Annotated in this window: 18 protein-coding genes and 2 pseudogenes; 10 read left to right on the forward strand and 10 right to left on the reverse strand. The window is 71.6% G+C overall.

The window, feature by feature from the left end:
* Positions 1-28 precede the first annotated feature (28 nt).
* The gene (locus tag ACIBJG_RS01860; RefSeq protein WP_399302868.1) at positions 29-3,850 is read left to right on the forward strand and encodes a S8 family serine peptidase; all 3,822 of its coding nucleotides are present in this window, start codon (positions 29-31) and stop codon (positions 3,848-3,850) included.
* Between the two features lie 136 nt (positions 3,851-3,986).
* Here the strand turns inward: ACIBJG_RS01860 and ACIBJG_RS01865 are convergent, their stop codons facing one another.
* A complete protein-coding gene (locus tag ACIBJG_RS01865) occupies positions 3,987-4,757 on the reverse strand; it encodes an SDR family oxidoreductase (protein WP_399302870.1) in 771 nt (256 codons plus the stop codon).
* A gap of 133 nt (positions 4,758-4,890) precedes the next feature.
* Positions 4,891-5,131, reverse strand: a pseudogene (locus ACIBJG_RS01870) (DUF397 domain-containing protein).
* Between the two features lie 85 nt (positions 5,132-5,216).
* Here ACIBJG_RS01870 and ACIBJG_RS01875 point away from each other — a divergent pair.
* Positions 5,217-5,441 (forward strand): annotated as a pseudogene (locus tag ACIBJG_RS01875) (ATP-binding protein); the annotation flags it as partial.
* A 10-nt stretch (positions 5,442-5,451) separates the two neighbouring features.
* Here the strand turns inward: ACIBJG_RS01875 and ACIBJG_RS01880 are convergent.
* From ACIBJG_RS01880 to ACIBJG_RS01890, 3 genes are all read right to left on the reverse strand, one after another.
* A complete protein-coding gene (locus tag ACIBJG_RS01880) occupies positions 5,452-5,862 on the reverse strand; it encodes a RidA family protein (RefSeq protein WP_399302872.1) in 411 nt (136 codons plus the stop codon).
* A gap of 78 nt (positions 5,863-5,940) precedes the next feature.
* Positions 5,941-6,561: an L-threonylcarbamoyladenylate synthase gene (locus ACIBJG_RS01885; protein WP_399302874.1), complete on the reverse strand. Its 621-nt coding sequence runs from the start codon at positions 6,559-6,561 to the stop codon at positions 5,941-5,943.
* A 119-nt stretch (positions 6,562-6,680) separates the two neighbouring features.
* On the reverse strand, positions 6,681-8,141 hold the full coding sequence (locus ACIBJG_RS01890; protein WP_399302876.1) for an MFS transporter: 1,461 nt from the start codon (positions 8,139-8,141) through the stop codon (positions 6,681-6,683).
* A 176-nt stretch (positions 8,142-8,317) separates the two neighbouring features.
* Here ACIBJG_RS01890 and ACIBJG_RS01895 point away from each other — a divergent pair, with 176 nt between their 5' ends.
* Entirely contained in the window at positions 8,318-8,764 is a 447-nt protein-coding gene (locus tag ACIBJG_RS01895; RefSeq protein ID WP_399302878.1) for a MarR family winged helix-turn-helix transcriptional regulator, read from the forward strand.
* Between the two features lie 75 nt (positions 8,765-8,839).
* Here the strand turns inward: ACIBJG_RS01895 and ACIBJG_RS01900 are convergent, their stop codons facing one another.
* A complete protein-coding gene (locus ACIBJG_RS01900) occupies positions 8,840-10,831 on the reverse strand; it encodes an RICIN domain-containing protein (RefSeq protein WP_399302880.1) in 1,992 nt (663 codons plus the stop codon).
* A 272-nt stretch (positions 10,832-11,103) separates the two neighbouring features.
* Between ACIBJG_RS01900 and ACIBJG_RS01905 the strand changes: the two genes are divergently transcribed.
* The 3 genes from ACIBJG_RS01905 to ACIBJG_RS01915 are packed head-to-tail and all read left to right on the forward strand — an operon-like array spanning position 11,104 to position 16,141.
* Positions 11,104-11,880 (forward strand): hypothetical protein, encoded by a 777-nt coding sequence (locus ACIBJG_RS01905; protein ID WP_399303279.1) that lies wholly within the window; start codon positions 11,104-11,106, stop codon positions 11,878-11,880.
* Positions 11,881-11,896: 16 nt separating this feature from the next.
* Positions 11,897-14,038 carry a bifunctional serine/threonine-protein kinase/ABC transporter substrate-binding protein gene (locus ACIBJG_RS01910; RefSeq protein ID WP_399303281.1) on the forward strand — a complete coding sequence of 714 codons (2,142 nt, stop codon included), beginning with the start codon at positions 11,897-11,899 and terminating at the stop codon, positions 14,036-14,038.
* A 6-nt stretch (positions 14,039-14,044) separates the two neighbouring features.
* On the forward strand, positions 14,045-16,141 hold the full coding sequence (locus ACIBJG_RS01915) for a bifunctional serine/threonine-protein kinase/ABC transporter substrate-binding protein (RefSeq protein WP_399302881.1): 2,097 nt from the start codon (positions 14,045-14,047) through the stop codon (positions 16,139-16,141).
* Between the two features lie 91 nt (positions 16,142-16,232).
* Here ACIBJG_RS01915 and ACIBJG_RS01920 read toward each other — a convergent pair whose 3' ends face one another.
* Entirely contained in the window at positions 16,233-17,246 is a 1,014-nt protein-coding gene (locus tag ACIBJG_RS01920; RefSeq protein ID WP_399302883.1) for a CU044_5270 family protein, read from the reverse strand.
* Complete coding sequence (locus tag ACIBJG_RS01925; protein WP_399302885.1) at positions 17,239-17,874, reverse strand: RNA polymerase sigma factor; 636 nt, start codon at positions 17,872-17,874, stop codon at positions 17,239-17,241. Before ACIBJG_RS01925 ends, ACIBJG_RS01920 begins: the two co-directional genes overlap by 8 nt.
* A 197-nt stretch (positions 17,875-18,071) precedes the next feature.
* On the opposite strand from ACIBJG_RS01925, the gene ACIBJG_RS01930 reads away from it, so the two are divergent.
* The 4 genes from ACIBJG_RS01930 to ACIBJG_RS01945 all read left to right on the forward strand — a co-directional run bounded on the left by ACIBJG_RS01930 (position 18,072) and on the right by ACIBJG_RS01945 (position 22,410).
* The gene (locus ACIBJG_RS01930) at positions 18,072-18,908 is read left to right on the forward strand and encodes an alpha/beta fold hydrolase (protein WP_399302887.1); all 837 of its coding nucleotides are present in this window, start codon (positions 18,072-18,074) and stop codon (positions 18,906-18,908) included.
* Between the two features lie 273 nt (positions 18,909-19,181).
* The gene (tdh, locus tag ACIBJG_RS01935; protein WP_399302889.1) at positions 19,182-20,210 is read left to right on the forward strand and encodes an L-threonine 3-dehydrogenase; all 1,029 of its coding nucleotides are present in this window, start codon (positions 19,182-19,184) and stop codon (positions 20,208-20,210) included.
* A gap of 42 nt (positions 20,211-20,252) precedes the next feature.
* Positions 20,253-21,446 carry a glycine C-acetyltransferase gene (locus ACIBJG_RS01940; protein ID WP_399302891.1) on the forward strand — a complete coding sequence of 398 codons (1,194 nt, stop codon included), beginning with the start codon at positions 20,253-20,255 and terminating at the stop codon, positions 21,444-21,446.
* 43 nt (positions 21,447-21,489) lie between these two features.
* Positions 21,490-22,410 (forward strand): LysR family transcriptional regulator, encoded by a 921-nt coding sequence (locus ACIBJG_RS01945; RefSeq protein ID WP_399302893.1) that lies wholly within the window; start codon positions 21,490-21,492, stop codon positions 22,408-22,410.
* 18 nt (positions 22,411-22,428) lie between these two features.
* Here the strand turns inward: ACIBJG_RS01945 and ACIBJG_RS01950 are convergent, their stop codons facing one another.
* On the reverse strand, positions 22,429-25,032 hold the full coding sequence (locus ACIBJG_RS01950; RefSeq protein ID WP_399302895.1) for an FtsX-like permease family protein: 2,604 nt from the start codon (positions 25,030-25,032) through the stop codon (positions 22,429-22,431).
* Positions 25,029-25,739 carry an ABC transporter ATP-binding protein gene (locus ACIBJG_RS01955; protein ID WP_399302897.1) on the reverse strand — a complete coding sequence of 237 codons (711 nt, stop codon included), beginning with the start codon at positions 25,737-25,739 and terminating at the stop codon, positions 25,029-25,031. Before ACIBJG_RS01955 ends, ACIBJG_RS01950 begins: the two co-directional genes overlap by 4 nt.
* Between the last annotated feature and the right edge of the window lie 65 nt (positions 25,740-25,804).

Consider the following 25,804-nt stretch of genomic DNA (forward strand, 5'->3'; position numbering starts at 1 on the left):
TCTCTGCTCCCCACCCAAGGAGACGTACGTGCACAGTCCCTCTCGCGGCAGACGTGGCAGACGGCTGATCGCCGTTGCCACGGTGATCGCCACCGGAGCCCTCATACCCGTGGTCGGCTCCGGTACCGCCGCCGTCGCCCAGCCCGTCGCTCCGCAGGGCGGCTCTCAGCCCGCGGCGGCGAAGCCCGTCCAGGTCACCCTGGTCACCGGTGACCGGGTCTCGGTCAGCACGGCGACCGACGGCCGGCAGTCCGCCACCATCACCGCCGCGCCCGGCAACCCGAAGACCTTCCAGACGGTCACCGACCCCGACGGAGACCTCCACGTCTATCCCGCGTCGGCCTTCTCCGGCCTCGGCGCCAAGACCCTGGACCGGCGGCTCTTCAACGTCTCCCAGCTCATCAGGGACGGCCAGGCGGACAGCAAGCACGACTCCCTGCCCGTCATCGTCTCCTACGACGACAAACCGTCCCGGTCCACACTTGGCAAGCGCGCCGACCGGCTTCCGGGGAGCGAACGCGGCCTCGTCCTGGACCGGGTGGACATGGCGGCGCTGCATGTCGACAAGAGTGATGCGGCCTCGTTCTGGAAGGCGGCCGAGCCACGTACGGCCGCGAACGGCCGGTCCGCGGCCGCCGGTTCCGGGATCGCCAGGATCTGGTACGACGCTCCGGCGAAGGTCTCCCTCGACAAGAGCGTCCCGCAGATCCACGCCCCCGAGGCCTGGGCCGCCGGCTTCGACGGCACGGGCACCAAGGTCGCCGTGCTCGACACCGGCATCGACCTGAACCACGCCGACGTCAAGGACCGCGTCGTAGCCTCCAAGAGCTTCGTGGGCACCGCCACCGTCCAGGACGGACACGGCCACGGGACACATGTCGCCTCGACCATCGCCGGCAGCGGCGCCGAGTCCGCGGGCCGCCTCAAGGGCGTCGCCCCCGGGGCGGAGCTCCTCATCGGCAAGGTGCTGAGCGACAGCGGCTCCGGCCCCAACTCCGCTTCCATCGCCGGAATGGAGTGGGCGGTCGACCAGGGCGCCGACATCGTCAGCATGAGCCTGGGCGACGACGAGGGCACGGCCGACGACCCCATGTCCCAGGCCGTCGAGCGGCTGAGCGCCACCAGCGACTCGCTGTTCGTCATCGCGGCGGGCAACGCCGGGCCCGGTGCCTCCACCGTGGGCAGCCCCGGAGCGGCTCCCTCCGCGCTGACCGTCGGTGCGGTCGACCATGCCGACGCGCTCGCCGACTTCTCCAGCCGGGGCCCGGTCGGTGAGGACCAGGCCATCAAGCCCGACATCACCGCCCCCGGGGTCGACATCGTCGCGGCCAGGGCGGCCGGCACCGCCATGGGTACCGTCGTCGACACCCACTACACCTCGGCGAGCGGCACGTCGATGGCGACGCCGCACGTCGCCGGTGCCGCCGCCATTCTCGCCCAGCGTCACCCCGACTGGCCGGGCGCGCGGATCAAGGCCGAACTCACCTCCCACACCGTCCCGTCGGCGAAGCACACGGTCCAGGAGCAGGGCAACGGCCGGGTGGACGTGGCGGCTTCCCTCGACGCCAAGGTGGACCTGTCGAGCCCGGCCGACTTCGGCATGATCTGGTTCCAGAAGGACCGGCCGTACGAGAAGCTCACCCGCACTCTCACCGTGAGCAACCCGACCGACACCGCCACCACGGTGAAGCTGTCCGCGCACACCGCGACCGGAACCCTGACCGAGGGTGCGCTGACCTTCGACAAGGACGCGGTCACGCTGGCCGCGGGCGACAGCACGGAGCTCACGGTCACGCTCGATCCGAATCTGCTCGGACCCGCGACGTACTCGGGGCAGATCACGGCGACGACGGACGGCGGAGCCACCGCCACCTCGGCGCTCGGCTTCACCAAGGAGACCGAGAGCTACGGACTGACCGTGGATCTCCAGGGCCGTGACGGTGCAGCCCCGGACAGTGGTCTGGTCGTCGCCATGGGCCTCGACAACGACTACTACGAGTCCTTCCCGGTCGCCCGCCAGGGCGACCTGAAACTGCGGGTGCCTCAGGGCTCCTACGCTCTCTTCGGTGCGATCGGCACGGGCGACATGGGGTTCCGCGGAGGCTTCTCCGACGCGTACGACCTCTTCAGCCTCCCCGATGTGAAGGTTGCCGATGAGCCCGTCGAGGTCGGTGTCGACGCGACCGAGGCAACGGACTTCCGGCTCGACGTACCCGGTGACAAGCGCCCACGGGTGAATTCCGGGTACGCGCACACGCTCCGGCGGACCACCGCCGACGGCCGCGGCGTGGCGGTCTCCCTCGAGGGCGACGCGTTCATGACCTCCGGTCACCTCGGGGCGATCCCGGCCGCCAAGCCCTCGTCCGGCAAGCTGGTGACCTCCTTCTACCACCGGGAGCGGGCTCCGCTGATGACGGCGGAGGTCACCGGACGCGGAGGCTTCACGCTCACGCCACGCACCTACGAACAGTTCGTGCGCTTCGAGGGCGACAGGAAGCTGACCCTCGTCGACGTGGGCAGCGGCAGTCCGGAGGAAATCGCCCGCGCGGACGTCAAGGGCAAGGTCGCGCTCGTCCACGACGACGCCCACTACATCATCGAGGCCGCGGAACTCCTGGAGGCGGCGGGCGCCGCGGCGATCCTCAGGGCGCCTGTCACCGACCGTCCGGTGTACGCCGTGCTCGGCGCGGGCCTGACCATTCCCCTCGCGGTGCTCGACTACAAGGACGGCAGCAAGCTGTCCGCCCGGCTCGCCGCTGCGGGCAAGTCCCCGGTCCGGGTGACGCTTCACGGTGACAAGGAGTCCGCGTTCGCCTATGGCGGGCAGTGGGACTTCGAGGACACCATCCCCGCCGACCTGACGGTCAGGGCGCGGCGCGGTGACTTCGCCAAGGTCACGAACGTCTTCCACGGCTACGGCACGGAGCAGGTCAGCTCCTACCAGCAGCAGGTGTGGAGCGGTGCGACCTCCCGGCTCGTCGTGCGGGTACCGGAGGCCCTTCTGCGGGGCCACCAGCGGGACGACTACACCTATGCGAAGGCCGGTCAGGCGTACCGCCAGGGGGTGGGATCCTCCCAGTACGGTGCCCAGATGTTCGGCCGGACCGAGACCTACCGCCCCGGCCGGCCGGTGACCGAGGAGTGGTTCGCTCCCGCACTCCACCCCGCGCCCGTGGGGAGCATGTTCTCCTGCAACTTCTGCAGCAGTGATGTCGGCATCGCGCCGTACCCCGGGCCGGCGGGTGACTCCGACCCGGCGCACTACACCGAATACGGGGCGGCATCCCAGGGATTTGCCTTCTACCGCGACGGGGTCGAGGTGCCTGCCAGCACCCCCTGGATCATCAAGGACAAGGCCGCCTACCGGCTGGACCTCGACATGAAGTACGAGGCGGCCGACGGCTTCGCCGACTCGACGAGCCGCACCGAGTACTCCTTCACCGCGGACGCGCCTCAGGGCATGAACGAGGTGGCCTGCAAGGACTTCGTCGGCATGGCCGCTGCCTGCCAGCCCATGGCGGCCATCCTCACGCACTACGACATGAAGACCGACCTGCTGAACCGGGTGCAGGCGGCCAAGAAGTACACGTTCACCCTCGACGGCTACCGCGCCACCGGCTGGACCGGATCGAAGAAGCTGGCCGGCGCGAAGGTGTCGCTCAGCTACGACGGCGGAAAGACCTGGAAGGCAGCCGACGTACGGCGGCTGGACAGTGACTCCTTCCGGGTCTCGGCCCAGCAGCCGAAGCTCGCGAAGACGAACGGTCACGCGTCCATCAGGACCGAGCTGTGGGACACGGCGGGCAGCCGCACGGTCGAGACCATCGACTGGGCCTACGGCCTGAAGTAGGGATCGATCGGCGTCACATTCCCGGCCCCGGACGCCTTGTGTCCGGGGCCGGTTCCCTTGCGGGTCAGTGAGCTCGCATTCTTCCCGGGGCCTCGATGGTTGCCATTCCTTCCCGCGTCCCGGAATTCCGTCCGCGTCAACTCCTGGGAAATTCACCGCCGTCCACCGTGAGAATGTTCCCGGTCACCCAGCTCGCCCGGTCGGAAACCAGGAACAGCACCGCGTCGGCGATGTCATCGGGCCGGCCCACACGCCCCAACGGCACGCCGGTGTTGTCCGCGCCCGACCCCGGGACCATGCGCGCCCACTCCTCCCGCGTCGCTTCGCCGCCGGGAGTCTCGGTCCTTCCGGGGCTGACGATGTTGACCCGGATGCCGGACGGCGCCAGCTCCAGGGCCAGCCCCCGGCTGTAGTTCTCCAATGCGGCCTTCGCCGCCGTGTAGTGGAGGAACGGCGGGGGCGTGAACGGGGTCGCGGCCGACGACACGTGCACGATCGCCCCCGAACCCCGCTCCCGCATCCCCGGCGCCAGCAGCGCGTCCAGCCGTACGGAGGCCAGGTAGTTCAGGTCCAGCTGGTTCTGCCACTCCTCGTCAGGGATGTCCGCGGTCTGCCGGAATGGCCCCGCCCCGCCCGCGTTGTTGACCAGGATGTCCACCCCGCCGAGCGTCTTCTGTGCGGCTGCGGCGATGGCCTCCGCCCCGGCGCGTGTCCGCACGTCTGCCTCGACGAAGGAGACCCCGTCCGCTACCGCGTCCGGCGCCGACCGGGCGGTGGTGAGCACCTCGGCTCCCGCGTCTCGGAGTTGGCGCACGATGGCCGCCCCGATTCCGCGGGAACCACCTGTGACCAGGGCCCGCTTTCCGGCCAGTTCCCGCGTTCCAGACCCGTTTTCCGTCGTGCTCATTGCCGCTGTTCCTCTCGGTGAAGTCGTACGCTTCCGCGTTGTTTTTGAAGGTACGACCGGGAGAGAACGAGAGGCAAAGACCAAATGTCAGCAGGCGCTATAGGGGATTCCTATAGCGCCTGGGATCATGTGCTCAGCCCTGGACCGCGTACGCGACGAACTGGGTCCAGGTGGTGGGGGAGAGGGCGAGTTGAGGGCCTCCTCGACCTTGGAGTCGCGGATGTGGACCGTGGTGGGCAGGTGGCGACCTCTACGCAGGAGTCGCCGTCGCCGCTGTACGTGGACTTGTGCCAGGACAGGGCGACTTCGAGGCAGGCGTCTCCGTCCGAGCCGCTGTAACTGCTCGTGAACCAGGCTCGACCGGTAGTACTCATAGCGCTCCTCGGGTTCGCCTCAGCAGGCTCCTGGAGTCCTCGGGCGTGAGGGCCTGCGAACGCAGTGCTGCCGGCCCTGGCCTCCGGCGGCCCGGAGACGATCGGCACGCTGCGTATCGAGGTCACCGACACCCGGGGCGAGTGCCGGCCGCCTGGCCCCGGTGAGGTCGTGACACCGGCGCCTGGGTCGGACGGCGGTCACGGGCTGGTGCTGGTCGAGGCGTTGGCGGACCGGTGGGCGGTGCTGGAGCGCGTACCGCCGGGGCAGCCGGGCAAGACGGTCCGCGCGGAGCTGGGCCCGCTGTACTGAGCCGGCCGGCTCAGGCGTCGATGACCGCGGCCACGGATTCGATCTCGACGAGCTGGTCGTGGTAGCCGAGCACGGTGACGCCCATCAACGTGCTGGGCACGTCATGGTCACCGAACGCGTCCCGGACCACCTTCCAGGCGGTCCCCAAGTCCTCCTGCCGGGTGGAGGCGACGAGCACGCGGGTGCTGATGACGTCCTCCAGGGACGCGCCGGCGTCCTTCAGCGCGGTCTGCATGTTCTCCACGGCCTTCGCGGCCTGGCCCGCGTAGTTCCCGATGGCCGCCGTCGAACCGTCCTCGTTCAGCGGGCAGGCGCCCGCGAGGAAGATCAGCCGCGCCTCGGCGGGGGCCGTGGCGGCGTAGGCGTACTCGGCGACGTCGGACAGGGCGGCGGAGCGTATGAGAGTGACGGCACGGGGCATGGTCGGTCAGGTCCTCCGGTGTCGGGGGGCAGGGAATCGGGACCGGCGGGCCGGGGTGGTCCCGGCCCGCGCGCCCGGCTACTCGAAGCGGGAGGGGTCGCCGGCTCCGCGTCGTACGATCTCCGCCTCGCCGCTGGAGAAGTCGATGACGGTGGTGAGCTCCGTACCGCAGTCGCCGGAGTCGAGGACGGCGTCCACCTCGTGGTCGAGGCGTTCCTTGATCTCCCAGCCCTGGGTCATCGGCTCCTCCTCGTCGGGCAGGAGCAGGGTGCTGGAGAGCAGCGGCTCGCCGAGTTCGGCCAGCAGGGCCTGGGTGACGACGTGGTCGGGGATGCGGACGCCGACGGTCTTCTTCTTCGGGTGCAGCAGCTGACGCGGCACCTCCTTCGTCGCGGGGAGGATGAAGGTGTACTGACCGGGGGTCGCGGCCTTGATGGCGCGGAACACGTCGTTGTCGATCTGCGCGAACTGCCCGAGCTGGGCGAAGTTCTGGCACATGAGTGTGAAGTGGTGACGGTCGTCGAGGTTGCGGATCGAGCGGATGCGGGAGATGCCGTCGCGGCTGCCGAGCTGACACCCGAGGGCGTAGCAGGAGTCGGTCGGATACGCGATGAGTGACCCGGAGCGGATGCTTTCGGCCACGGTGGTGATGGTGCGCCGCTGGGGATTCTCGGGATGTACGTCGAAATACTTCGCCATCCGGCGAGTCTACGGCCGGGGCGGTGAGCGGTTCGAGGCAAAAGCAGGTTGTCCTGCCCCTGGAAGGGACAGGACAACCTTTTCGGGTGGTGAGGCGCTGCTCAAACCTTTTCGGCCACTCAGACCTTGGCCGTGGTGACCTCGGGCGTCGAGGGAGCCGTTTCGAGGGGGTCCTTCTTCGCCGGTGCCCGTACGGGGATGAGGACGGCGAGGACCGCCGCGGCGAGGGCGACGCCACAGCCGATCATCATGGCGGCGCGGAAGCCGCCTGCCGTCGTCAGGGCGTGGCCGCCGAAGTCGGTGGTCATCTGGGCCATCACGACGCCGATGACGGCGGCGGCGAGGGAGCTGCCGATCGAGCGCATCAGGGTGTTGAAGCTGTTGGCGGAGGCGGTCTCGGACTGCGGCACGGCGCCCATGATGAGTGCGGGCATGGCTCCGTAGGCGAAGCCGACACCGGTGTTGCAGACGAGGGTCACCGCGAGCAGGCTCCAGGTGGAGCCGCCGTCGATCATCGGTACGGCGAGGCCGTAGCCGAGGGAGATGATCAGCGCGCCGATGGCGAGGGTGACCTTGGGGCCCTTGGCCGCGGAGACCTTGGCGCCGACCGGCGACATGATCATCATCATCAGGCCGGACGGGGCCATCCACAGGCCCATGGCGAGCATCGACTGGCCCAGGCCATAGCCCGTCGCCTCGGGCAGCTGGAACAACTGGGGTACGACCAGGGACTGGGCGTACATGGAGAAGCCGATGAGGACCGAGGCCGCGTTCGTCAGGAGGACCTGGGGGCGGGCGGTGACGCGCAGGTCGACCAGCGGGTCGGTGATGCGCAGTTCCCACCGGCCCCAGACGAGCAGGATGACGACCGACGCGGCGAGCAGGCCGATGGTGGTGCCGCTGTCCCAGCCCCAGTCGGCGCCCTTGGAGACGCCGAGGAGGAGGCAGACCAGCGCGATGCCCAGGCCGATGGCGCCGAGCACGTCGAAGCCCTGTGAGGTCCTGTTCTCCGCGTCGGCGGGGACGAGGAACCAGATCAGCGCACCGACGGCCAGGGCCAGCGCGGCGACGACCCAGAACAGGACGCGCCAGCTGGAGTTCTCGGCGATGGCGGCGGCGAACGGGAGGCCCAGCGCGCCGCCGACGCCCATGGAGGCGCTCATGATCGCGATGGACGAGCCGAGCTTCTCGGCCGGCACCACGTCACGCAGCAGGCTGATGCCCAGCGGCACCACGCCCATGCCGATGCCCTGGAGTCCGCGGCCGACGATCATCGGGACGACCGAGGAGGACAGGGCGCAGACCACCGAGCCGGCGACGAGCGGGAGCAGGGAGGCGAGCAGCATGCGCCGCTTGCCGAACATGTCGCCGAGGCGTCCGGCGACGGGCGTGGCCACGGCGGCGGCCAGCAGCGTCGCGGTGATGACCCAGGACGCGTTCGACGAGGAGGTGCCGAGCAGCTTCGGGAGTTCCGCGATCAGCGGCACCACCAGGGTCTGCGTGATCGCGGCGACGATGCCCGCGAAGGCGAGGATGCCGACGACGCCGCCGGAGCGGGCTGTGGGCCGGATTGTGTTCACGGGTACTCCTGTAGCTCTGCCGGGCCATGAAGAGGTGCATCATGCATTCGTTATGCACGATACACTAGAAGTGTATGATGCACATTTCATGCACCATGCATACTCGTGGTATATATGTACAAAAGAGCTCGCTCGCCCCGCGGGGAGGTGGGCCCGGCAGTCGAAGGAAGCCTTGCGTGGACATGCCTGTGGATCGGATCGAGTTCGAGACGATGCTGCTCGGTCGGCATATGAGTCTGCTGACCTCGCGAGGGGGCGGGCGGCTCGACCGGAGCGCCTACATCCTCCTCAGCCGCATCCGGGCCCAGGGCCCGATGTCCATCGGTCAGCTGCACGAGGCCTTCGGCCTCGACACCTCCACGCTGAACCGGCAGACCGCCGCGATGCTCCGTGTCGGCGTCGTCGAGCGCATCCCCGACCCGGACGGCGGGATCGCCCGTAAGTTCGCCATCACGGCCGAGGGCGAGCACCGGCTGGACAAGGACCGGGCGGAGAACCGGGACGGTCTCCAGCGCGTACTGGCCGAGTGGACCCCGGAGGAGGCGGCCCAGTTCGCGGACAGTCTCGCCCGCCTCAACCGCGACATCGAGCGCCTCGACGGACGGCCCTGGCCGCGCGACTGAGCAGGGTGACGGACGCGCGAACGGGGCCGGGTGCCTGCTTCGGCACCCGGCCCCGCTCGATCTGCCGCGGTCGGATCAGGACAGCTTGGTGAAGGCCCAGGTCTGGACCGCGGTGGTGGAGGGCGCCTGCTGAGTGAGTAGCGCCCCGTTCGTGGTGGAGGCCGCGGTGAGGAGCAGCCCGCTGGACTTGCTCGTCAGCTTGTAGCCCCCGGTCGTGGGAGTGGCGGTCCAGCGTTGGTTCGCGTCGCCGCTGCACGCCCACTGGTCGATGGCGGCCCCCGCCGCCTTGGAGTTCTTGTAGACCTCGGCACACAGGCCGCTCGTGACGTTCTTCAGGGTGTACGTGCCGTCGGTGTCGGCCGTGACGTTCCACTGCTGGTTGGTGCCGCCGTTCCAGAGCCAGCCGACCAGCTGGGTGCCCTGGGCGGTGGAGTGCGCCGGTACGTCGATCGCCTGGGTGCCGGCGGAGATCCGGTTGATCCCGGCCGTCGGTCCCGTCGGCTTGACGCAGGTCGTGGATGACTGGTGCGCGCCGCGGTCGGGCACGCAGCCGGCCGCGACCGGGCCGCCGAAGTAGTCACGTACGCCCGCGTTCGGTACGACCGCGCCGTTGGCGAGGGCGGAGGAGCCCGCCTGCAGCCGGTAGCCGTCGGCGTCCGTGCGTGAGGCGGCCGTGCCGGGGGCCGTCAGCTTCGGGTCCGTCGTCACCTTGTTGGCGTCGGCCGGCTCGCCGGCCGGGTGGGTGCCGTAGAAGACGTTCGCGTTGTACCCGAGGCCTGCGGCGTTGACGTAACTCGCCCCGTCCGTCGCCACGTGGAAGATGTTGTTGGTGAACGTGGCGTTCGCCGCCGTCGAACCGTTCGAGTTGCTGATGATCTCGACCGGCTTCGAGAGGTAGAAGGTGTTGTTGTAGATCTGGGTGTTCGTCGTCCTGTCGCAGACCATGTCGAAGAGCTGGCCGCCGTCGTTCTGGCTGATGTTGTACCGGACGATGTTGTCGGCGGTCGTCGACCCGCCACCGTTGCACAGGAGGATGAAGCCACCCTCGTTGTCGTGGCTGTAGTTGTACTGGTAGATGGTGTGGATATTGGCCTCGTCGAGGTCGAGTCCCTGCCCGTCGCAGGTGCTCTTGCCGCCGCTCACCTCGTTGAACTGGTACAGCGCGTCCTGGGTGTTCCACGCCCAGAGGCCGGCCGCGCAGTGCGCGGGCTCGCGCTCGCGGAAGCCGTCGACCTTGTTGTACTCGACGAGCGCGCCCTCGGTGTGATGCGGGACGATCGCGTCGCCGCCGATGTCGGTGACGGTGTTCCCGCGGATGACGACCCGCGTCTGCGGCGTCCACGCCCCGCAGGTCGTACCGCAGTTGGCGTTGTTGAGCTCGGGCCGTTGCATCCACCGGGTCCAGAAGTGGATCCCGTAACGGTCCACGGCCCGCACGGTGTTGCCGGTGAGGACGACGTCGTCGAACTTCGTGGGCGTCGTGTTGCCCAGGACCTCGAAGAAGATCCCGGCGCTGGCGTCGTCGTCCTTCTTGGTCTGGTTGCCGTTGACGTCATGGACGTCGAGACCGGTGAGCCGGTAGTAGGTGCCGGTGCCCGAGTCGGTCCGGGTGACGTGGACGCCGCGTCGCGTCGCCGCTGCCGCTCCCTTGTTGGAGATGTCCAGGTTGCGGATCTCCCAGTACTGCTGGTCCGCGAGCCGGACGACGTCCGTGACCTGTCCGGCACCTGCAAGCGCCGGCTTGGCACCCGTGCCGTAAGCGTCGACCACGATCGCCGCTCCGGCCGCCCCCGACCCTTTGGGGGAGAGCGTCTGACCGGTACAGGTCGAGCCGCGCTTGAGGAGGATCGAGTCACCCGGCTGGAACGTGTGGGCGTTCACCGGAGTCAGCGAGTTCCAGGGCGTGGCCTGGGTTCCGTTGCCCGCGGCGGCGGCTCCGCAGTCGACGTAGAACGACTGCGAGGCGGCCGGCGCGGCGGCCTGTGCTGCTGAGGTGGGGGCCGCGGTCAGAAGGGATGCCAGCGGTAGCGACAGGGCCGAGAGAAGCAGGGTTCGTCTTCCGGTCATGGAACAACTCCACTTTCTGAAAACGGACAACAGACGTCTGATGCCCGCTCACAGTAGGGAGCGGCGGCGTCAGTGGTCAAGACCTGTCCATGTCAATCGGTGCCGGCGGTGACCGGTCGGTGGCCGGTGGTGGCCGCGGCTCAACGTCCTGATGGCGCAACAGTTTTGGCGTCCTCCGCCCCCGGGCGGCCCGCGATCATAGGATCGGGGTGGTCTTCGGGGAGACGGGGTGGCCGATCGTGGCGTGCGCACGGGCGATACGCGGATACGGAATGCTGGTGCTGGCTCCACTGGTACTGGTGGCTTGTTCCGGCGGCGGTGGAAGTCCGGGCGGGGAGGGGAAGAGCGCCTCCGCGTCACCGAAAGCGAGCACCGCCCCCGCGTCCGGGCCCGAGGACACCGGCCTCATCGACGCGGACCCGGCCAGGCTGCCCACCTCGCGCGCCGACGCCCTCGCCTTCATCGGCAAGGTCATCGCGGACCCTGACAGCTTCGGTCCGGGTGTCGTCAGGCGCAGCCCGTACGAGAGCGATCCGGCCACCTGGCCCGTACTCGGGGCCGACTGCGTCTGGCAGCAGGAGAAGCTGGCGAGCAGCGTCCTCGCCACCCGCAGCCGCTCCTTCGAGGTGCCCGCAGCGGGCGGCAAGGGCCCACTGCGGCTCTCCGCCGTCGTCACCGTGCACAGCACCCCCGAGGACGCCCGCTGGGAGATGGCGGAGTCCGTGGAGGAGACGATGCGGTGCCCCACGCAGCAGTTGCGGAAGGGGGAGATGATCGGCTCGCTGCTCTCGGCAGCGCTGACCCAGGGCGAGAGTACGCAGGTCAACTCCGAGGACTCGCTGATCGAGTACGGGAAGTATCAGAACGCCGAACTCGGCGGTGACCCCTACCCCTACGCGTGGCTTCAGGACCAGAGCCTCCAGTTCACCGTTGCCGTCACCGGCAAGGGGGCGAAGGGCTGGACGGACGCCGAGATCGGCACGCTGACGACTCAGGCCCGGGCTGCCATGCTGCTGCGCCTCAAGGACGAGGTCGAGAAGAAGAGTTGAGAGAGTGGAGAGCGTGATGGAGAGACTGCGCCCCTCCGACCCCGCGCGGATCGGCGGGCACCGGCTGCTCGGGCGGCTCGGCGCCGGTGGCATGGGCGTCGTCTACCTCGGTCGTACGGACGCCGGGGCCCTCGCCGCGATCAAGGTGATCCTGCCGGAGTACGCCGCCGACGAGGACTTCTGCACCCGATTCCGGCGCGAGGTCGAGGCCGCCCGGCGGGTGGACAGCCCCTGGGCCGTGCCGGTCACCGGTGCGGACACGGAGGGCGAACAGCCGTGGCTGGCCACCGCGTTCGTACCCGGACCCGCACTGTCCGAGGCCGTCGCCCGATGCGGACCGCTGCCCGTACGCAGCGTCCGGGTGCTCGGCCGGCTGCTCTCCCGCGCCCTGGCCGCCGTACACACTGCGGGACTCGTCCACCGCGATGTCAAACCGGGCAACGTCCTGCTCACGGTCGACGGTCCCCGCCTGATCGACTTCGGCATCGCGCGGGCCGCCGACGCCACGGCGCTCACCGCCACCGACCTCGTGGTCGGCACCCCCGGCTTCCTCTCCCCGGAACAGGCCACCGGGGGCGGAACGGAGGCCGGGCCCGCGAGCGACGTCTTCTCCCTCGGCTGCCTCCTGGCGTACGCCGCGACCGGACGCCCGCCGTTCGGCAGCGGGGCCGTCGACGCGCTGCTCTACCGCACCGTCCATGACGCTCCGGACCTCGACGCGGTCGAGGACCCCGAACTCCTCGCCCTGCTCGCCGACTTGCTGGCCAAGGAGCCCGGTGAGCGCCCCACCGCCGCAGAGCTCGACGCCCGGATCGCCGAGGACGCGCCGAACGGCTCCACCGCCTGGCTGCCCGCGGACGTGGCGGCGCTGGTCGCCGAACGCTCCGCCGCCATGCTCGACCTGCCCGGTATCGACCCGACGGTCGCCGAGGACACCCCGCAGCCCGGACCGGGGCGGCGCAGGGCACTGCTGCTCGCCGGCGCCGGTCTGGTGGTCGCGGCCGGTGGCGGTTTCGCCGTACGGGAGTGGCTGAGCGACGAGGGCGGCTCCGGTACGGCCAAATCCGGTGAGCGGGCCTGGATCATCGGCGTACAGGCCGATCTGTCCGGTCCGCGGAAGGCCGCAGGTCAGGCCCAGGAACGCGGGGTCCGGCTGGCCGTCGAGGAGTTCAACGCCCGTGCGGGCAAGCCTTTTACGCTCACCGTCAAGGTGCTCGACGACGGGGGCGACACCACGCGCGCGGTGAAGGCCGCCGATCGGTTCGCCCGTGACCGCGACGTGCTCGCCGTCGTCGGCCCGACCGGTGACCGCACCACCGAGGCCGTGCTCGGCGCGTACGACGAGGCGATGCTGCCGGTCATCACCGTGTCCTCGCTCCAGATCACCTACGCCGCCCGGTCCAAGAAGTCCTTCTTCCAGGCGGTCCCCGCCGACGCCGTACTCGCCCAGCCGATCATCAGACGGCTTGTGCTGCGACCCGATGTCGAACGGCTCGGGGTGCTGCTCGACCGGGCCGGTGGACAGCCCGCCTACCAGGTCGGCTACCTGACCAACATGGTGACGGGCCAGATCACCACAGGGACCACCTATCCACGCGTGATCCCGGCCGGTACGCAGGACCTGGCACCCGTGATCGAGGACATGCTCGCGCACGCCAGCGACGCCTTCTTCTACGCCGGTGACGCGGCCGGGGCCGCCCGTACCGCACGCGCGCTCGCGGCCACCGCCTTCAAGGGGCCGCGGATGGCCATGCACACGGCCATGGAGGCGCGCTTCCTCAAGGACGCCGGACCGGCCGCCGAAGGCTGGGAGTTCACCGCGCCCTACACCGACGCGACGGCGCCCGCCGCCAGGAAGTTCGCCGCCGCGCACCGCGCCGAGTACAAGCAGGCCCCCGCACGCTGGGCCGCCGAGGCGTACGACGCGGCCGGGCTCGTGATGGCCGCCGTGACCGCACTCGCCGGGCGGACCGGCACACCGAAGCGGCCGGCGCGCGCCGCGCTCGTCGCCAGGATCGCCGCGTCCACGTACAAGGGCGTCGCCCGCACGTACGCCTTCGACGAGGACCATCAGCTCAAGGGCTCGGACGCCTACCTCTACGGCGTGCGGGACGGGCGCTTCGTCCACTTCGGCGCCGCCCCGAAGGCCACGGCCTGATCCCGCATGCGGCCGCTCACCTCGGACGACCCGCACACCATCGGCGAGTACCGCACCCTCGTCCGGCTCGGCGCGGGAGGCATGGGCGTGGTCTACCTGGCCCGCTCGCCCGGCGGGGCGCTCGCCGCCGTGAAGGTGATCCGCTCCGGGCACGCCGCGGACCCCGGATTCCGGGCCCGGTTCCGGCGAGAGGCCGAGGCGGCGGGCCGGATCACCGGGCCGTGGGTGGTCCCGGTGACCGGGGCGGACACCGAGGCCCCGGAGCCGTGGCTCGCCACCGCGTTCGTGCCCGGCCCTTCGCTCGCCGAAGTGGTGGAGGGGCAGGGGGCGTTGCCCACGGCCACGGTCCACACGCTAGGCTCCCGCCTCGCCGAAGCGCTCGTCGCGGTGCACGCGGCCGGCCTCCTGCACCGTGACGTCAAGCCCGGCAACGTACTCCTCGCCCTCGACGGGCCCCGGCTCATCGACTTCGGCATCGCCCGCCACGAGGGCGCCACCGCGCTCACCGCGACCGGCGCGGTGATCGGCACACCCGGCTACCTGGCCCCCGAACAGGCCTCGGCGGGGCCGCTCGGTACCGGGTGCGACGTGTTCTCCCTGGGCTGCGTACTCGTGTACGCGGCGACCGGGCGGCGGCCGTTCGGGCACGGCACACCGGCCGGAGTGCTCTTCCGTACGGTGCACGAGGAGCCGGACCTGGACGGGGTTCCCGCCACTCTCCTGCCCCTCGTCGCGGCCTGCCTGGCCAAGGACCCGGCGGACCGGCCGGGCGCCCGGGACGTCGCACGGGAACTCGCGGGGAGCGGCGCGGACTGGGAGGTGCCGGGCCTGTCCGCCGCGGTCGCCGCCCGCTCCGCCGCCGCACTCGCCCTCCCCGATCCCGAACCGCCCACCGTCGTCCGGGACCCCGGCCCTCCGCGCCCGACCCGGCGGCGCGTGCTCACCGCGGGGGCGGCCGGCGCGGTACTTCTCGCCGGCGGGGGAACGGCCGCCTGGCTGGCCGCCGCCCGGCGCGGCGGCACCGGAACGGCGCCCCGCACGCTTCCCGCGTACCGGATCGCGCTGCACGCGGACCTGACGGGACCGGGGAAGGCCGTCGGCCTCGCCCACGAGAGAGGGGCCCGCCTCGCGGTCGACGACCACAACTCCCGTACGGACAAGACGTTCACGCTCGGGCTCCGCATCGAGGACGACGGGGGCGACGCCGCCCGCGCTCTCCGGGCCGCCGACCGGATCGCCGCCGACCCCCGGATGCTCGCCGTCATCGGCCCCACGGCGGAGGTCGCGGACGCGAAGGTCGTCAGCCGCTACGAGAGGGCGAGTCTCGCGCAGGTCGTCGTCTCGGCCCGCTCCACCACCGCCGAGTGGTCGGAAGCCAAGTCCCTCTGCGTACTGCGGCCGTTCGACGTGTCGTTGGCCCTCGGCCTGACCTACTACCTGTCCCGTGTACAGCCGGCCAAGCAGGTCGTCGTCATCGAGGACGGCGCGGACCCGCAGAGCGGCTGGGCGATCAGGAACCGGCTGCCGGAGACCGCGACCCATGGACGCGCGTTCACCGTCGCGGCCACCGCCCGCGACTTCGCCCCGGTCGCCCGGGCCGCAGTCGCCGCCGGAGCCGGGGCCGTCGTCTACGCCGGATCGTCCGCCGCCCGGGGCGCCCGCTGCGCCACCGACCTGGCCGCCGCCGGCTTCACCGGCACCGGTCTGTCCACCGGCCCCGTCCTCACCCCGTCCTTCCTCCGGGAGGCGGGCAAGGCCGCCGAGGGCTGGGTCTTCGCCGAGGCGTACACCGACCCGGCGGCCTTGTCCTCCGCCAAGGCGTTCACCGCCGCGCACCGCGAACGGTTCGGGTCGCCGCCCGAGACCTGGGCCGCGGAGACGTACGACGCGGTGGGACTGATCGCGCAGGCCGGCCGCACCATCAGCGTCGGCGGCGCCGTGCGCGGGGCGGTGGCCGCGAGGATCTTCCGCACCGACTACCGGGGCGTCACCCGGCGGCTTTCCTTCTACGAATTCCACCAAGTGCGTTATGACGAGGGCATCTTCCTCTACCGGGTCGACGGCGGACGAGCCCGCTTCCTCGGGCCGTACACCTCGGTGTGAGGCGGCCCCGGCGTGGGGGGAGCCGCCTGAGGACGGCCACGACCCCCCTCCGGTCCCGGCCGTCCTGGCGGACTCCTCCGCTACCTCCCCGTCATGGCTGCTGCTTGGCCCTGTCGACGACCGCCCAGCTGTCGAGGTACGAGAGCTGGGTGTACCTCTTCATGTCCTTGCCGTCGCCCGAGCTGCGCTCGTCCCGGAAGCCGAGGAACCGGTACGTCTCCGGGTCGAAGATGAAGTAGCCCCCGAAGCCCGTGGCCCCCTTCGGGAGCATCGGGTCGTCGTACGTGATGGCCACGCCGGTACGGCCCTTGGCGTCCTTCTGATGCGGCACCGTCCTCACTCCGGGCACCATGCCGAGCGCCTCGTACGCCGCCGGGCGCAGCCCCTCCGGCATCACCGGGACCAGCTTGAGCAGACCGGTGAGACCGAAGTGGATCTGGGACCACTCCTCCTCGGCGATGCCGTCGAGCGAGTCGTTCCTGTCGTCCGGCCCGGTCTTGGGCAGGAGCGAAAGGATCAGCTTCTCGGGGTCGGTCGGGAGCTTCTTCAGCGTGCCCCAGTCCTGCGGCGGCCAGATGCTCTCGTTCTTCGCGAGCGGCGGTGACCACCAGCCGTGCCCGATCTCCATGACCCAGGAGCGCTGTGATCCGTCCACCGAGCGCCAGTCCTCGTCGGTGTAGCTCTTCGTGGAACCGGTCTTCTGGTCGGTCTCCTTGATGATCTCCTTGGTGTAGATGAACTGGTCGTCCCGCGGGCTGGCCGCCCGCTCGTGTGTCCGCTCGTACGCGGCCGCGCCGTTGAGCACGGTCTGCACACTCACGTTCCTCATCGGTGGGGAACTGGCGGCCGGCGGTTTCGCCGTCGGCACCTCGGTGCCGTCGTCCTCCTGCACGGCGACCAGGACACCGGCGGCGACCGAGGCCGCGACCACACCCGTGAGGGCGATGCGCAGGACGGGGCGGCCGCGCCGGACCGGCGCGGGTCCGTGCGCCGCGGTGATCGCCGCGAACAGCCGTGCCCGTGCCCGGCGCCGAGTCTCGTCGTCGAGCGGGGGTGCCCCCGCGTCGAAGTCCTTCAGTGCGCGCAGTTCGTCGGTGTCACGCATGGGCGTCTGCCTCCCGGAAAGCTGTCGGATCGGATCCGCCCAGTGCTTCGCGCAGTTTGCTGCGAGCCCGGTGCAGCCTGGATCTGACGGTGCCGATCGGCACCCCAAGGGCCCGCGCCGCCTCCTCGTAGTCGAGGTCGGCCCAGGCCACCAGCAGTACGACGTCGCGGTGCCGGGCGGACAGCCCGGCCAGCGCGGCAGCCAGGTCCCGGCGCACCCCTGTGGCGCCGGCTCTGGCGACCGCGCGGTCCGCGACCGTCTCCTCGTGTTCCACCGGCTCCGGCACCTTGGAGAGCGCCTTGAACCGGCGTGCCTCGGCCCTGCGGTGACGGCTCACGAGGTTGGTCGCGATGCCGAACAGCCAGGGACGGGCGTCGGCGCGCGCGAGGTCGTACGCATGGCGTCGTTGGAAGGCGGTCGTGAACGTCTCCGCCATCAGATCCTCCGCCCCCTCGGGCCCGAGCCGCCTGGCCGCGTAACGGTGCACGGCGTCGGCGTACCGGTCGAAGAGCGTGGCGAACAGCTCGGGCTCATCCCGGGACCGCTCGATCACACGGGCGTCGCTGTCCCCGCGAGCGTCCTCGCGATCTTCCTCACGGGTGTGGACACCCGGGGGTTCGACGGTCATCGGGGCTCCTCTCGTTCGTCGATGCGTCTCGAAGGCTTGGGCTTGTCGGGTTGTTCATCTGTGATTCGCCGGTGGACGGGATCGAGTTCCATTCCGGCCGCTGCTCCCTCCACGCCACCGGCGGACAGGATGGGTACGGTGACGTCGCGGGTGCGTGGCCTGCTGTGCACAGCTGCCCAGTCGAAAGGTGTTGTCATATGGCCGAGTTGGAGCTTTCCGCAGGCGTGGTGGAGTACGAGGACACCGGCGGTGACGGCCCGGTCGTGGTCCTGTTGCACGGCGTGGCCATGGATGGCTCGCTGTGGCGCCACGTGGTCGGAGACCTGCGCTCCGGCCACCGGTGCATTGTCCCGACGCTGCCCCTCGGTGCCCACCGCCGGCCGATGCGGCCCGACGCGGACCTGTCGGTCCTCGGCGTCGCACGGCTGGTCGCGGAGTTCCTCGAAGCGCTCGACCTCACCGACGTCACCCTGGTCATGAACGACTGGGGCGGCGCCCAGGCCCTGGTCGCGGACGGCCGGGACCAGCGGATCGGCAAGCTGGTCATCACCTCCTGCGAGGCCTTCGACAACTTCCCGCCCGGCCTGCCCGGCAACAACCTGTACGCCTCCGCCAGGATGCCTGGCGGCCTGAACGTGGCCTTCACCCTGCTGAAGCTGAAGCCGATGCGCCGGTTGCCGATGACCTGGGGCCGGATGAGCAAGCGGCCGGTGCCGGACGCGGTGATGGACGCCTGGTTCCGGCCGCTGTGGACCTCGCCGGAGATCCGCCGTGACCTCAGGAAGTACGTCCTGGGCGTACCGCCGAAGGCCGAGCTCCTGCGCTGGGCGGAAGCCCTGCGCAGCTTCGACCGGCCGGCGCTCGTCGCCTGGGCCTCGGAGGACCGGGTCATGCCGCCGGAACACGGCCGCCGGCTGGCCGCGATGCTGCCCCAGGGCGAGCTGGTGGAGATCGCCGACAGCTACACCCTGATCCCGGAGGACCGGCCCGACGAGCTCGCCCGGCACATCAGGGAGTTCCTGCGGAAGGGGTGAGCACCCGGTACGCGTCCGCCGAACGGAGCAGGGGCCGCTCCCGCCCGTGCGGCAGGGCGTGAAGCGGAACTGCGGGCGCGCTTAAGAAAACCTCGATGGACCTGGGGCGCGGGGTACGGCAGATTTCTCCCTGACGGCGGAGGATGGTGCGCGGCAGCCGGTCGAGCGCGCTGCCACGCCGTCCCTCTCATACTTCCCCGGGCCGCAGGCTTCCTCAGGCATGCCCCCGGCCCGGGGACATCAACGCCGTACCAGGTACAGGGAGCCGCAGCCGTGAAGGCACTCGTGAAGCAGAAGGCCGAGCCGGGACTCTGGCTGATGGACGTGCCCGAGCCGGAGACCGGTCCCTCGGACGTGCTGATCAAGGTGCTCCGTACCGGCATCTGCGGCACCGACCTGCACATCCGTAACTACGACGGCTGGGCCCAGCAGTCCATCAAGACCCCGCTGGTCCTCGGCCACGAGTTCGTCGGCGAGGTCGCCGCGACCGGTTCCGACGTCGTCGACATCGCCGTCGGCGACCTGGTGAGCGGCGAGGGCCACCTGGTGTGCGGCAAGTGCCGCAACTGCCTGGCCGGGCGCCGCCACCTCTGCCGCTCCACGCTGGGACTCGGCGTCGGACGCGACGGGGCCTTCGCCGAGTACGTCGCGCTGCCCGCGTCCAACGTGTGGGTGCACCGGGTCCCCGTCGACCTGGACATCGCCGCGATCTTCGACCCGTTCGGCAACGCCGTGCACACCGCGCTGTCGTTCCCGCTGGTCGGCGAGGACGTCCTGATCACCGGCGCCGGCCCGATCGGCATCATGGCCGCAGCCGTCGCCAAGCACGCCGGCGCCCGCAACGTCATGATCACCGACGTCAGCGAGGCCCGCCTGGAGCTGGCCCGCAAGGTCGGCGTCAGCCTCGCCCTCAACGTCGGCGAGCAGACCATCGCCGACGGTCAGCGGGAGCTCGGGCTCCGCGAGGGCTTCGACATCGGCCTGGAGATGTCCGGCCGGCCCGAGGCGATGCGCGACATGATCGGGAACATGACGCACGGCGGCCGGATCGCGATGCTCGGACTGCCCTCCGAGGAGTTCGCGGTCGACTGGTCCCGGATCGTCACCTCCATGATCACGATCAAGGGCATCTACGGCCGCGAGATGTACGAGACCTGGTACGCCATGTCCGTCCTGCTGGAGGGCGGCCTCGACCTCGCCCCCGTGATCACCGGCCGGTACGGCTACCGCGACTTCGAGGCGGCGTTCGACGACGCGGCGAGCGGACTCGGCGGCAAGGTCATCCTCGACTGGACCGTCTGAAACCGGATCGCCCGACCTTTCGAAACCCTTAAGGAATCCCGCATGTTCGACTCCGTACGCGACGACCTGCGCACCACCCTCCAGGAGATCGAGGCCGCCGGGCTGCACAAGCCCGAGCGCGTCATCGGCACCCCGCAGTCCGCGACCGTGGCCGTCACCGCGGGCGGCCGCCCCGGTGAGGTGCTGAACTTCTGCGCCAACAACTACCTGGGCCTCGCCGACCACCCCGACGTGATCGCCGCCGCGCACGAGGCACTGGATCGCTGGGGCTACGGCATGGCCTCCGTCCGCTTCATCTGCGGCACCCAGGAGGTCCACAAGGAGCTGGAGCAGCGGCTCTCCACCTTCCTGGGCCAGGAGGACACGGTCCTCTACTCCTCCTGCTTCGACGCCAACGGCGGAGTCTTCGAGACCGTCCTCGGCCCGGAGGACGCGGTCATCTCCGACGCCCTCAACCACGCCTCGATCATCGACGGCATCCGCCTGTGCAAGGCCAAGCGCTTCCGCTACGCCAACCGCGACATGGCCGACCTGGAGAAGCAGCTCAAGGAGGCGTCCGGGGCCCGCCGACGCCTCGTCGTCACCGACGGCGTCTTCTCCATGGACGGGTACGTCGCCCCGCTGCGCGAGATCTGCGACCTCGCCGAGCGCTACGACGCCATGGTCATGGTCGACGACTCGCACGCCGTCGGCTTCGTCGGCCCCGGCGGCCGCGGCACGCCCGAGCTGCACGACGTGATGGACCGCGTCGACATCATCACGGGCACGCTCGGCAAGGCGCTCGGCGGCGCGTCCGGCGGCTATGTGGCCGCCCGCGCCGAGATCGTGGCCCTGCTGCGCCAGCGCTCGCGCCCGTACCTCTTCTCCAACTCGCTCGCCCCGGTCATCGCGGCGGCCTCCCTGAAGGTCATCGACCTGCTGGAGTCCGCCGGCGACCTGCGCGAGCAGCTCAACGCCAACACCGCGCTCTTCCGTACCCGGATGACCGAGGAAGGCTTCGACGTCCTGCCCGGCGACCACGCCATCGCCCCCGTGATGATCGGGGACGCGGCGAAGGCAGGCAGGATGGCGGAGCTGCTCCTCGAGCGCGGTGTGTACGTGATCGGGTTCTCGTACCCGGTCGTCCCGCAGGGCGCGGCCCGCATCCGCGTCCAGCTCTCCGCCGCGCACTCCACCGCGGACGTGAACCGCGCGGTCGACGCGTTCGTCGACGCGCGGGCGGCGCTGGGGGAGTAGTCCCCGGCGGGGGTGCCCGGCGCGACCTGGGACAATAGGTCACATGATCGATGCACGGCGGCTGCGCATCCTGCGGGCGGTGGCGGATCACCGCACGGTGACCGCCGCGGCCGCCGCGCTGTATCTGACCCCCTCCGCCGTCTCCCAGCAGCTCGCCGCGCTGGAGCAGGAGACCGGACACCGGCTGGTCGAGCGGGGCGCGCGCGGCGCCCGGCTCACCCCGGCCGGGGAGATCCTGCTGACCCACACGAACGCGGTGCTGGCCCAGCTGGAGCGGGCCGAGGCGGAGCTCGCCGCGTACAGCGCGGGCGACGCCGGTACGGTCACCGTCGCTGCGTTCGCCACCGGCATCGGCCTGGTCCTCGCCCCCGCGATCGCTGCCCTGAACAGGACCGCACCCGGCATCAAGGTCCGCGTCCAGGACGCCGAGGGCGACGCGAGCGTCCCCATGGTGCTTGACCGGCAGGTCGATGTGGCGGTCGCCGTCGAGTACCGGGGCGCACCGGGCGAGGACGACCGGCGGCTGACCCGCGTACCGCTGTACTCGGAACCGTTCGACGCGGTGCTCCCGGTGGGTCACCGGCTGGCCGGCGAGGAGCAGGTGGCCGTCGCCGACCTGGCGAAGGACGCGTGGATCGGCCCCTACCCGGGCAACCCCTGCCACGACGTGGTCGTCCTGGCCTGCGAGTACGCCGGCTTCGCGCCGAACCTCGAACACTCCTCGGACGACTTCCACGCGGTGGTCGCCCTAGCGGGCGCCGGCGCCGGGGTGGCCCTCGTCCCACGGTCCGCGCTGCGCGGCGTGGCCCTGGCCGGCGTGGTGGTCCGCCCGGTGCAGGGCAGCGCGCCCACCCGCCGGGTCTTCGCGGCGGTACGCCGGGGCGCCGAGGCCCATCCGCTGATCGCCCCGGTACTGGAGGCGCTGGCGGGGGCGGCGGGCGACGACGTGCTCGCGGCGGGCTGAGGCAGGGGCCCCGGCGCCTCACCCGAGGGGCGGGCCCGAGGGCCCGCCGCCCCGCGCCCCCGGGAACATCGTGCCCACGGCGGCCGCAGCGGTCACGGCCGCCGCCAGGACCGCGTACTGCACCGGCGGCAGATACGGCAGCCCGCCCGTCGCCGGGAGCGCGAACGCCAGCAGCGGGATCGCCGCGACCACGGTCCCGATGGTCAGACCGGCCACCGTCACCAGGCCCGTCTCCAGCACCCGCATCCGCAGCAGCTGACCGCGTCCCGTACCGACCAGCCGCAGCAGGCGGAACTCCGGGCGACGGCCGACCGAGATCAGGGCCAGCGTGCTGACCACGGCGAGCAGCGCGAATCCGCCGATCACTCCGACACCGATGACGATCAGGGCGTCATCCTGGTCCGAGGACGACGGGCTGATCCGCACGTCGTCCGCGGTCGCCGGTCGGATGTCGAGCCCCTTGTACGGTGCCAGCGCCCGCCGTACGGCCGACGTGGCGTCCCCGTCCGCCGAGCGCACCAGGATCTGCTGATCGCGCGGAGCCGATACGTGAGGGGCCAGCGCTTCGCGGGGCAGCATGAACTCGCCGAGACCCAGGGCCCGTTCGTAGAGCGCCACCACCTTGAGCCGCACCTGCGTACCGTCCCCGAGACGCAGCTCCACCTTGTCCCCGACAGCCACGCCCAGGTCGTCGGCCCGGTCCTTGCCGACGGCGACCGTGCCCCGGCCCGTGAGACCGGCCGGGTCGCCCGCCGTGACCCGGGCGTCGAGGGTGCCGGCCAACTCGCCGGCCGTGACGCCCAGCACCGGGACGCGGTCCAGTGCCGGATCGCCGGCCTCGCGGTGGGCGAGGACGACGGCCGACCGCAGCAGGCCCGTCGCGGCGGCCACCCCGGGCGCCGCACGCACGGCGTCCGCCGCCTCCGCCGGGATACCCGCCGCGGGGCCCGTCACCACCAGGTCCGCCCGCAGCGCGTCGGACGCCTGCCGGCCGGCGGCCCGCTCCAGTGTCGTACCGGCCGCCAACTGGACGCACACGAACGCGACGACCAGCACGATCGGGGTGAGCGCCGCACCGAGCCGGCGCTTGTGCGCGGCGGCGGAGCGGGCGGCCAGGAATCCGGAGACCCCGCCCGCACGCCGGGCCGGAGCGCCGAGCACGCGCATCGACACCCGGGCGATCCACGGACCGAGCAGCGCCACCGCGATGATCAGCGAGGTCGCCGCACCCGACGCGGCGAGCGCCGCGGCCTGACCGCTCTGCGTGGCCGCCGTACCGGCCGAACCGAGCCCCGCGACCGCCAGCAGCACACCCGCGCCCGTGCGTACCCGCCCCGGCTCACCCGGCTCCGGCGCCCGCGCCGCGCGCAGGGCGGCCGCGGGCCGCATCCGGGTCACCGCACGCGCCGCGAGCAGCGCCACCGGCCGGGCGGCCAGGGCGACGAGCAGCGCGCCCACGGCGCCCGTCGCGACCGGCAGCCACACCGGGACGGGCAGCGGCAGCGGGTCCGTGGTCAGCAGCGACCGCATCAGCAGCCCGAGCGGCACGGAGCCGGCCGCGCCCAGCAGCGCGGCGGCGACCGCGACCCGGCCCGCCTCACGGCCGACCGCCGACCTGAGCTGCCGGGGAGTCGCCCCGACCGCCCGCAGCAGCGCCAGTTCGCCGGAGCGCTGGTGCACCGCCTGGGAGATCGTGGTGGCGATCACGAGCAGGGCCACCATGAGAGCCGTTCCGGCGATCGACGCCAGCAGCGCCAGCAGGTCGCCGCGCCCGCCGAGCGCGTCGACGTGCTCGGCCTCGCCGCGCTCGGCACCCGTCAGTACGCGCAGACCGCGCTCGCCTCCGCCCTTTTCTGCCACGGTCTCCTCCAGGGAAGTCCGCAGCGCGTCGGCGGACACGCCCCGCTCGGCCACGATGCCGATCGCGTCCACCGTGCCGGGGTGGCCGGCCAGTGCGGTGAGCCGGGGCTCGGTGAAGAACACGGCGGGTGCGCCGCCCCGGTGGCCGGTGGCGGCCACCCCGCTGACGGTGTACTGCCGGGCCGCGCCGTCCACTTGAAGCGTGACGCGCCCGCCCGGCCCGCGGCCCCCGGCCGCCAGCGCCGCGTCCACGACCACCTCGGACGCCGACCTCGGGGCGCGCCCCTCGGAGAGCTCGTACGCGGTGAGCACGGCGGAGGGCCAGGAGCGGCCCACCGCCGACGCCCCGTCGCCCGCCGTGACCGGTACGGAGTCGTCCGCGACGGCCCGCGCCACGCCGTCCGCCACAGCCGCCCGCGCCACCACGGAACGCTCCAGCCGCACCCGTTCCGGCAGATGGGCGGTGACCGTCTGCGGCTCGCTGCCCCAGGGCTTCGCCGTGTAGGAGACCCGCTGATCGGCCACCACCACCGCATCGGCCCCGGCGTAGCGCTCCACCGGCGGCCGCGCCGGCAGCAGCGAGCCGAGCACCAGGGCGAAGGCGCCGAGCAGTGCGGCCGCCGCCGCCACCGCCGCGAACACCGCGGTCCAGGCCCGGCGATGGGCCGTCAGCGAGCGGCGGGCCAGAAACGCCGAGGCCCGCCGGCTCCCGGCCCGCACGGTCGCGCGCACCGGTGTCTTCTGTGCTCCGGTGATCGTCATCGCAGCCGGCCGCCGTCCATCGTCATGACCGTGTCCGCCCAGCTCGCCGCCACCGGATCATGGGTGACCATCACGACCGTCCGGCCGTCGAGCCGTACCGCGTCCCGCAGCAGGCCCAGCACCAGAGCTGCCGACTCCGGGTCCAGGGAAGCCGTCGGCTCGTCCGCGAAGAGCACATCGGGCTCGGTCACCAACGCCCGCGCCACCGCGACCCGTTGCTGCTCACCGCCCGACAGGGTCGCCGGTCCGCCGCCGCCCCGGCCGGACAGCCCGACCCGGTCCAGCAGCTGCCGCCCGCGGTCCAGTACCCGGTCGTCCTCGGGATCGGCCCCGGCCAGGACCAGCGGCAGTACGACGTTCTCCTCGATGCTCAGCGACGACACCAGGTTCAGCGCGTGCGACTGGAAGACGAAGCCGATCCGGTCCCGGCGCAGCCGGGTCAGCGCGGACTCGGACAGCGTGCCGAGATCGGTCCCGGCGATCCGTACCGTCCCCGACGACGGCCGGTCCAGGCCCGCCGCGCACTGGAGGAACGTGCTCTTGCCCGACCCCGAGGGACCGACCACCGCGGTGAAACTCCCCACCGGAACGACGCAGCTCACCGCGTCGAGGGCGACCGCCTCCCGGCCGCTGCCGCGCCGCCCGTGGCGCCGGCTCACCGACTCCAGTTCCAGCGCCGCCGTGCGCACTGCCGTGGTTGTCTCCACCGTGGACCCCTCGCTTCTTCCGTACTTCCTGACCTGCGTAAACGCTATGAGTGCGCGGGGGCAGG

It is taken from the genome of Streptomyces sp. NPDC050422, from assembly GCF_044458665.1.
In the GTDB taxonomy this organism is placed as follows: domain Bacteria; phylum Actinomycetota; class Actinomycetes; order Streptomycetales; family Streptomycetaceae; genus Streptomyces.